Source organism: Rahnella sp. PAMC25617, from assembly GCF_050606005.1.
Taxonomy (GTDB): Bacteria; Pseudomonadota; Gammaproteobacteria; order Enterobacterales; family Enterobacteriaceae; genus Rahnella; species Rahnella variigena.
In genome coordinates this window covers 36,286-45,365 of record NZ_JBOCUM010000004.1, presented here as the reverse complement: position 1 = coordinate 45,365, position 9,080 = coordinate 36,286, and the positions used below count along the sequence as shown (strand labels likewise).

Genomic DNA, 9,080 nt, shown 5'->3' with positions numbered 1-9,080 from the left:
TTCCACTTATTTTCAGCTGACTGTTCCGAGATTGGTTCGTATGGCGTAGTGTGTGAGAAATCATGGCATGATGCGGTATGGATGAAACAGAATTTGCCTGGCGGCAGTAGCGCGGTGGTCCCACCTGACCCCATGCCGAACTCAGAAGTGAAACGCCGTAGCGCCGATGGTAGTGTGGGGTCTCCCCATGCGAGAGTAGGGAACTGCCAGGCATCAAATAAGTGGAAAGCCCTGTACTAACGTACAGGGCTTTTTGCTATGGGGAATTTGGGGAAATAAAAGAGGGCAGAACCTCTAGTTCTGCTGACTTTCCAACCACTGAATAACAAAATCCCCCACTTTATCTACCTCATTTATATTCAGAATGCTGATAGCCTGTGAAACCGGCGCGAACAGATCATTAGTTGCGACTGCAACAACGTGAATATCAATCAGACTCTCCAGTGACTTTCCCGTTTCTTTCCTGTGCAGCACGATTTTATCGATATCTTCATGTTTAAATCCCTCAACCAAAATCATATCAAGATTATTACTGTCGAAACGTGTTGCCAGATACCCAAGACAGAGCTCGTCATGTCTGGGTGTTTCAGTCATCAGCGCCCACCGGCTATTGCTGGCAACCATTGTCTGGTCTGCGCCAGCTTTACGTAGCTCGAAGCTGTCCTTCCCTGGCGTATCTACATCTACATCATGATGGGTATGCTTTATCAGACCGGTCCGGATACCACGCTGACGAAGCCAGGGGATGAGCTGTTTCAGCAGTGTTGTTTTTCCTGTACCGCTATAAGCGACGATCCCAAGTAATGGGATTGGTTGGTTTATCATCTTGAATGATCCTGGTTGCGGGTTTTCCAAAGCGCCACATCTTCAGGCGTATTAAGATTGAAAAACGCAGCAGACTCACTGAACAGCACCGAGTTTGCTCCGATATTATCAAGGAAAATCATGAGCTTCCTGTCGCCGTTTTCAAGATACGACGTCAGTGCCGGGATCAGACTCCGGTTTAACAGGCAAAGCGTTGGATGCTCACGCTCCGGATCACGCACATAAGCTGCTTTCTGCCCTGATAGCCCGGCAAATAATCTTTCACTAAGGTCGATGGGAAAATCTGGCACGTCGCAGGGAACGAAGAGTATCCATTCGGTTTTACTCACTGATAACGCAGCAAGCATACCGGCGAGTGGCCCCGAGAAATCCTGTTTGAGGTCCGGGACGGTCTGGTTATTTCTGCCATAGCGTTCAGAACTCCTATTACAGCTGATCAGAATTTCTCCTACTTGGGGATGTAATCTTTGGGCGATATGTTCAAATAAAGGCTGACCATTAATATCAATCAGCCCTTTCTCTTCGCCCATCCTGCTCGACCGACCGCCTGCTAAAATAACGCCAGTGATGTTACTGCGATCCATAATATCCGCCTTTCAGAACCTCATTATTACCGTCATTGTAACGCCTTAATTTATACCGGGCAGGTTAAACTTTTTTACAGTGAGCTTGTACTTTCCCTGACGAAATAACCCTGTTATTTTTAAGGTCTGAAAACAAGTGGAGAAGGATTATCATGAAAGAACATCGCGTAAACGAGCTGATCGAACTGCTGCATCCGGCATGGAAAGAGGATTGCGATCTGAACCTGATGGAGTTCATCCAGAAGCTGGCCACAGAATGTGGATACCAGGGGACATTAGGCGAACTCAGTGATGACACATTGATTTATCACCTGAAAATGCGTGGTACTGACAGCACGACTGAAATCCCGGGTTTAAAGAAAGACTATGAGGATGACTTTAAAACTGCACTTTTACGTGCCCGTGGCGTGATTAAGGATTGATGTAAACTTATGTGAACTTCATGCGAACCGCCAAAAATAGATGATACTATTTCCCATTGTCATTTTTCTGTGCGGCCAATCCGAATGAAGTTATGAACAATTCAGCTTTTAATTTTCAGGCATTGTCGCCGGATCTTATCCTTGATGCGTTAGAGAGTGTCGGTCTTATTGCTGAGTCCGGCCTCACTGCATTAAACAGTTATGAAAACCGCGTTTACCAGTTTCTTGGTGAAGACAGAAAACGCTATGTGGTGAAGTTTTACCGTCCTGAGCGATGGACCGAAGAACAAATCCACGAAGAGCATCAGTTTTCTCTTGATATGGCTGATGCTGAAATTCCTGCTGTTGCCCCTCTTTCTATCAACGAAAACACACTGCACCACTACCAGGGATATATGTTTACCGTATTTCCCAGCGTGGGTGGGCGTCAGTATGAAATCGATAATCTCGACCAGCTGGAGTGGGTAGGACGTTTTCTTGGGCGCATTCATCAGGTGGGCAATGAAAGCCTGTTTACCGCACGGCCAACTATCGGACTTGATGAGTATCTCGACCGGCCGCGTGAAGTTCTCGCGCAATGTCCGCTGATCCCCAAGAGTTTGCGTGAACCCTTCTTATCCGCAACAGACCAGCTGATTCGCACTACGGGCGATTATTGGCATACTGACTGGCAACCTCTACGCTTACATGGCGATTGCCACCCGGGGAATATTCTCTGGCGTGACGGGCCATTGTTTGTCGATATGGATGATGCCCGTAATGGTCCGGCAATTCAGGATCTCTGGATGCTGTTGCATGGGGATCAAAGTGAGCAAAGGCTCCAGTTAGATATCTTGCTGGAAGCTTACGGAGAGTTTGCTGATTTAGATACGCGCGAACTCTCTTTGATTGAACCGCTGCGGGCTATGCGTATGGTTTATTATCTGGCCTGGGTTGCCCGTCGCTGGGAGGATCCTGCATTTCCTAAGAGTTTCCCCTGGATGCAGGATGAAGATTTCTGGCGTAGTCAGATAGCGGCGTTTACTGAGCAAGTTAAGAAATTACAGGCACCTCCTTTACAGCTGATGCCAATGTATTAAGTCATGATTAATGTTTGAAGTTTAATTAAATGGAGATAGGCTTTATATGAAAAAGATATTCTTGGCACTGGTAGGTATGGTTATGGCCTTCAGTGTGTCTGCCGCGCAGTTTTCTGATGGCGCACAGTACGTTACTTTAGATAAAACCGTTGCTAATGAGCCACAGGTACTCGAGTTCTTCTCATTTTATTGCCCGCACTGCTACCAGTTTGAACAAGTCTGGCATGTCTCTGACAACATCCGCAAGAACCTGCCTAAAGATGTTAAATATGCCAAATATCACGTCGAATTCCTGGGGCCATTGGGTAAACAATTAACTCAAGCTTGGGCTGTTGCGATTGCCCTGGGTGTGGAAGACAAAGTGAGTCCGCTGATGTTTGATGCTGTGCAGAAACAGCAATCCATTCAGAATGCTGATGATATCCGTAAAGTCTTTATTCAGGCGGGTGTGAAAGGCGAGGATTACGATGCTGCACTTAACAGCTTTGTTGTGAAATCTCTGGTTGTTCAACAGGAGAAAGCCGCTGCTGACCTGGGTCTGCAAGGCGTTCCTTCCGTATTTGTGAACGGAAAATATATGGTTAAAAATGACGGACTTGATACCAGCTCAATGGATATGTACGTCAAACAATATTCTGATGTGATCAACTTCTTAGCGACCAAAAAATAAGAATTTCTGATCTCAACGCCAGCTTTCGGGCTGGCGTTATATTTTCGAAGAAATGAGAAAAAGGAAATGTTTGCAGGCGTAAATATAAAAAATATCCCGCAGAAAGTTTCCCGGTAAATATTACTATCCACAATAGCTATTAAGCTTCTATTACATCAATATTCATTAAGCAATCCTATAACCTGATGAATCACGTAGCTAAAATCCTGATGAGTTTTCGGATTAACCATCCGAATTAATTTCCTCTTAAAACTATTCACAAAGTTATCCACAGGATGATCCTTCGAGATCCCCCGCAACTTCGTAATGAATTTCCTTCTCAAGGTTCGTCTTTCCCGCTGGCTATGGCATCCTTAGGGCATGTCTGATCACGAATAAAGAAGAGTTATGGCCCAGATAGCAGAAAATCCATTAATCCTGGTGGACGGTTCGTCCTACCTTTATCGCGCTTATCATGCGTTCCCTCCGCTGACCAACTCTGCGGGTGAACCGACCGGCGCGATGTACGGTGTGCTGAATATGTTGCGCAGTCTTTTGCTGCAATACACACCAAGCCATGTTGCGGTGGTTTTTGACGCGAAAGGCAAAACCTTCCGTGATGAGCTTTTCGAACAATATAAATCCCATCGTCCTCCGATGCCGGATGATCTGCGTTCTCAAATTGAGCCGCTTCATCAAATGGTGAAAGCGATGGGGTTGCCATTACTGGTGGTTTCCGGCGTAGAGGCGGACGACGTGATCGGTACGCTGGCACTTGAAGCCGAACAGGCCGGTCATGCGGTTCTGATCAGCACCGGCGATAAAGATATGGCACAGCTGGTGACGCCGGGTGTCACTTTGATCAACACCATGAACAATGCGATTCTGGGGCCAGATGAAGTTGTCGAGAAATACGGTGTTCCGCCTGAACTGATCATCGATTTCCTCGCTCTGATGGGTGACTCCTCGGACAACATTCCTGGCGTACCGGGCGTTGGTGAGAAAACGGCACAGGCATTGTTACAAGGCATTGGTGGCCTTGATGCGTTATATGCCGATCTGGATAAAGTATCGACACTCAGTTTCCGCGGTTCAAAAACCATGGCGGCAAAACTGGCAGATAACAAAGAAGTTGCCTACCTCTCTTATCAGCTGGCGACCATTAAAACTGACGTTAAGCTGGATCTCACTTGTGCTGAGCTAACGGTTTCTGAACCCGATGCCGATGAACTTCACAAGTTGTTTGGCCGCTATGAATTCAAACGCTGGCTGGCAGATGTTGAATCCGGCACCTGGCTGAGCGCCAAAAAATCGGCAGGTAAAGCGTCGGCAGCAGCGAAGAAAGGTGCTCCGGCAGAAGAAACGACGTCAGTATCCGCTGTTGAACCAAACCAGCTCTCGCAGGAGGGATATGTCACCATTCTGGATCAGGCGACTCTCGATGAGTGGATCGGTTATCTGAACGCATCGAATGTTTTCGCTTTCGATACCGAAACGGATGGTCTGGATACCCTGACTGCCAATCTGATCGGCTTATCTTTCGCTACAGAAGCGGGTAAAGCGGCTTATCTTCCTGTGGCACATGACTATCTGGATGCGCCGGCGCAGCTGGATCGCGATGATGTACTGAAACAACTCAAGCCGTTACTCGAAGATGAAAAGCAGCTGAAAGTCGGGCAGAACCTCAAATTCGACCGCGGTGTTTTACTGCGTTATGACATCGAACTGAAAGGTATCGCCTTCGATACCATGCTTGAATCCTACGTGCTTGATAGCGTATCTGGCCGCCATGACATGGACAGTTTGGCAGACCGCTATCTCGGCCATAAAACCGTGGGCTTTGAAGAGATTGCGGGTAAAGGTAAGAACCAGCTAACCTTCAACCAGATAGCCCTTGAGCAGGCAGCGCCTTATGCGGCAGAAGATGCCGATGTCACATTGCAATTGCATCAGGCACTCTGGCCACGCATTCAGGAAAGCGAATCCCTGACCAAAGTGTTCACGGATATTGAAATGCCGCTGGTGCCTGTTCTTTCTCATATCGAGCGTACCGGGGTTCTGATTGATCAGAACATCCTCGCGGCTCACTCGAAAGAGCTGGCAATTCGACTGAATGAGCTGGAAAACAAAGCGCATGAACTGGCTGAAGAGCCTTTCAACCTCTCTTCGACCAAACAGTTGCAGGCTATTTTGTATGAAAAACAAAAATTGCCGATCCTGAAGAAAACTCCGGGTGGCGCACCATCAACTAATGAAGAAGTTCTGGCTGAACTGGCGCTGGATTATCCGTTGCCGAAAGTGATTCTGGAATATCGTGGTCTGGCAAAACTGAAATCGACTTACACCGATAAACTGCCATTGATGATCAACCCGCAGTCTGGCCGCGTGCATACGTCCTACCATCAGGCGGTGACCGCGACGGGGCGTCTGTCCTCCAGTGATCCTAATCTGCAAAACATTCCGGTGCGTAATGATGAAGGGCGCCGTATCCGTCAGGCGTTTATTGCGCCAAAAGACTATATCATTCTGGCGGCCGACTATTCGCAGATTGAACTGCGCATCATGGCGCATTTATCGAAAGATGAAGGCTTGCTGAAAGCCTTTGCTGAAGGCCAGGATATTCACCGCGCAACCGCCGCAGAAGTTTTCGGCACACCGCTGGAGAAAGTATCTGGTGAACAGCGTCGCAGCGCTAAAGCGATTAACTTTGGTCTGATTTACGGCATGAGCGCCTTTGGCTTATCGCGTCAGCTCAATATTCCACGCAAAGAATCCCAGCGTTATATGGATTTGTACTTCGAGCGTTATCCGGGCGTGCTGGAATATATGGAACGTACCCGCACTCAGGCTTCTGAGCAGGGTTACGTTGAAACGCTCGATGGTCGCCGTCTGTATCTGCCGGACATCAAATCCAGCAACGCGATGCGCCGTAAAGGTGCCGAGCGTGCCGCGATCAACGCCCCGATGCAGGGTACTGCGGCTGACATTATCAAACGCGCCATGATCAGCGTCGATGCCTGGCTGAAACAGTCAGATGCTCCGCGTGCCCGCATTATCATGCAGGTTCACGATGAACTGGTGTTTGAAGTGCATAAAGATGATGTTGCTGCAGCGAGTGAAAAAATTCGCAGCCTGATGGAAGCCAGTATGACATTGGCGGTTCCGTTGAAAGTGGACGTCGGTACTGGTGAGAATTGGGATCAGGCTCACTAAGTGGATAGTAATTAAGCTTTTTTTGTAATTAAGCTACATGATTATGTGCTCAGACCATGAAGGTGATCGCATAATCCACGATTTTTGTGTAAGTAAACTACAAAAAGTTCTTTTTCCCCGTCATGAAATAGGGTAAAGTTTCTCTCGTAGGGTACAGAGGTAAGATGTTCTATCTTTCAGACCTTTTACTTCACGTAATCGGATTTGGCTGAATATTTTAGCCGCCCCAGGCATTTATGTCTGGGGCGTTTTTTATTGGAGTTTTCACAGGGTTACGCCTGTTTTCTGACTACAGTGATAAAATCCCGCCCATAAAAAAGGGCAGCCTGTTGGCTACCCTGATGTGTTCTTTACTTACAGACTTCTTCGTTTAAGCCTAGATTTACTCGCCTTCGTCAAAAAGCTCTTCTTCCAGCACTTCCGGTGGGATTTCGCTGAACCAGGTGTTCAGTTTGTCACTCAGTTTATCGACGCCCATTTTCTTCGGGGAAGAGAAGGCTTCCACCTGAATATCGCCCATGAATTCTTTCACGGCTTCGCGGACCATTTTGATCTGCGCCTGACGCGCGCCGGATGCCAGTTTGTCGGCTTTCGTCAGCAGCAACATCACCGGCGTACCCACATCGACAGCCCACTGAATCATCTGCTGATCGAGATCTTTCAGCGGATGACGGATATCCATCAACACCACCAGACCTTTCAGTGAGTTGCGCATTTGCAGATATTCGCCCAATGCGCGCTGCCATTTACGCTTCATTTCTTCCGGTACTTCCGCGTAGCCATAACCCGGCAAGTCGACCAGACGGATGCCCGGCTTCACTTCGAACAGGTTGATGAGCTGAGTACGGCCAGGCGTTTTACTGGTACGTGCGAGGCTTTTCTGCTGCGTCAGAGTATTCAGTGCGCTGGATTTGCCGGCGTTTGAACGACCAGCAAATGCGACTTCAATGCCTGCGTCAGATGGCAAATGCCGGATATCCGGGGCGCTCATGACGAAATGGGTCATATGATAGTTGTAAGTTTGGCTGGTCAAAGCGTGCGTCTCCGTGAGGCATGAGTATCTGGCTGGCGATTATAACTGCAACAGAGCCGAGATGCGTTCGTGTTTTTAAAATCCGAATGATGAGGCGAAGGGACCACAGAGATGAAGGCGGGGGAAATTGCCTTCATGATGTAAGACATTTGCTATTCATGATGCGGGTTATTTCGCTTGTTTTGTCGCCGAAATTTTTAATATTATGCAATTTCAATAAGATAAAATTTATATCGTTATAAAACCGACAAGACGGCTGGCGGGTATCTTGAGCCTTTGTGCCAGTCGGGTAAAGTATTTCTTACGCGGTGAAGGCGAGAACGGAAACAAGGACGATTATTGCATTCAGGGATCACGGGAAATGCATCGCGATTTAAGGACAAACGGAGCCGGAGGCTCTGAAAGGCAAAGGAAAAACCGGGACGTTGACGCTATACAGGGAAAGTGTTTGAGGAATATCCTTCTTCTGAAGGAAAGAAAAAGGCAGCAAGGTTAACTTGCTGCCTTTTTTCTTTGTCCGCTTTCTGCTAGATTCCGCCGCAAATCTATACTAAATGTACACACCTAAGAGCAGATGCCATGAAACAGCCAGCGAAAGCCCCGCGCGCCAATACCGCGACAGCTAAAACGAAGAAGAAAAGTCGTGTAGAGCTTGATATCGAAGCGCGCGAACGCAAGCGTGACAATAAGCGTCGTGGCCATAAAGCAGGCTCACGCGCAAATCCGGACGCAGCCCAGAATCAAAGCGGCGCAGGCGCTAAAAAAACCGATCCGCGTATCGGCAGTAAAAAAGCGGTGCCATTGATCGTGGAAACCGTCACCAACAATGCAGCGAAAGCGAAGAAAGCCGCTCAGCCGAAGCCAGAGGCAAAACCTAAAATGTCTCCGCAAGAAGAACTGACATTACTGGAAAACGATGAGCGTCTGGATTCATTGCTTGATCTTATCGACGACGGCAAAGCGCTGAGTGCAGAAGATCAGGCTTATGTTGACCAGACTCTGGATCGTATTGATGTTCTGATGGAAATTCTCGGTATCGAACTCGGCGACGATGAAGATGACGAAGAAGAAGAGAAGAACGAAGATATGATGCAGTTGCTTAAACGCGGGAATCCAAAAGAAGGTTTCTAAGCGATGCGCTGGGTCATTCCGGCAATAGCCTTACTCTTTGCATGTTATCTCCTTTGGTTATTCGGTAAACTACGACGGTTATCGAAAACCAAAGCACGTTTGCGCAGAGCGACCTTTGTAAGGCAGGCTAAAAGCCTGCCTGTA

At 47.9% G+C, this 9,080-nt stretch carries 8 protein-coding genes and 1 rRNA gene; 6 read left to right on the top strand and 3 right to left on the bottom strand.

The genetic code is table 11. The features are described from left to right. The first annotated feature begins 96 nt into the window (after positions 1-96). Positions 97-212 (top strand): 5S ribosomal RNA (rrf, locus tag ACM615_RS04910). 82 nt (positions 213-294) lie between these two features. Here the strand turns inward: rrf and mobB are convergent. Together mobB and mobA are read right to left on the bottom strand one after the other, a co-directional pair. Then, entirely contained in the window at positions 295-825 is a 531-nt protein-coding gene (gene mobB / locus ACM615_RS04905; protein ID WP_132967249.1) for a molybdopterin-guanine dinucleotide biosynthesis protein MobB, read from the bottom strand. After that, positions 822-1,409, bottom strand: a complete 588-nt coding sequence (gene mobA, locus ACM615_RS04900) for a molybdenum cofactor guanylyltransferase MobA (RefSeq protein ID WP_132967247.1) — start codon at positions 1,407-1,409, stop codon at positions 822-824. Before mobA ends, mobB begins: the two co-directional genes overlap by 4 nt. A 152-nt stretch (positions 1,410-1,561) precedes the next feature. Between mobA and ACM615_RS04895 the strand changes: the two genes are divergently transcribed. The 4 genes from ACM615_RS04895 (at position 1,562) to polA (ending at position 6,772) form a co-directional block, all read left to right on the top strand. Continuing rightward, positions 1,562-1,831 carry a YihD family protein gene (locus tag ACM615_RS04895; protein ID WP_112289281.1) on the top strand — a complete coding sequence of 90 codons (270 nt, stop codon included), beginning with the start codon at positions 1,562-1,564 and terminating at the stop codon, positions 1,829-1,831. Between the two features lie 92 nt (positions 1,832-1,923). Next, positions 1,924-2,910, top strand: coding sequence for a serine/threonine protein kinase (locus ACM615_RS04890; protein WP_431011528.1), 987 nt, complete (start codon positions 1,924-1,926; stop codon positions 2,908-2,910). Between the two features lie 46 nt (positions 2,911-2,956). Next, a complete protein-coding gene (gene dsbA / locus ACM615_RS04885) occupies positions 2,957-3,580 on the top strand; it encodes a thiol:disulfide interchange protein DsbA (protein ID WP_112289283.1) in 624 nt (207 codons plus the stop codon). Positions 3,581-3,967: 387 nt separating this feature from the next. Then, positions 3,968-6,772, top strand: coding sequence for a DNA polymerase I (gene polA / locus ACM615_RS04880; protein ID WP_159282548.1), 2,805 nt, complete (start codon positions 3,968-3,970; stop codon positions 6,770-6,772). Positions 6,773-7,154: 382 nt separating this feature from the next. Here the strand turns inward: polA and yihA are convergent, their stop codons facing one another. Beyond that, a complete protein-coding gene (gene yihA / locus ACM615_RS04875) occupies positions 7,155-7,805 on the bottom strand; it encodes a ribosome biogenesis GTP-binding protein YihA/YsxC (protein ID WP_112289285.1) in 651 nt (216 codons plus the stop codon). Positions 7,806-8,384: 579 nt separating this feature from the next. Between yihA and yihI the strand changes: the two genes are divergently transcribed. After that, entirely contained in the window at positions 8,385-8,936 is a 552-nt protein-coding gene (gene yihI / locus ACM615_RS04870) for a Der GTPase-activating protein YihI (RefSeq protein ID WP_112289286.1), read from the top strand. Positions 8,937-9,080: the final 144 nt, after the last annotated feature.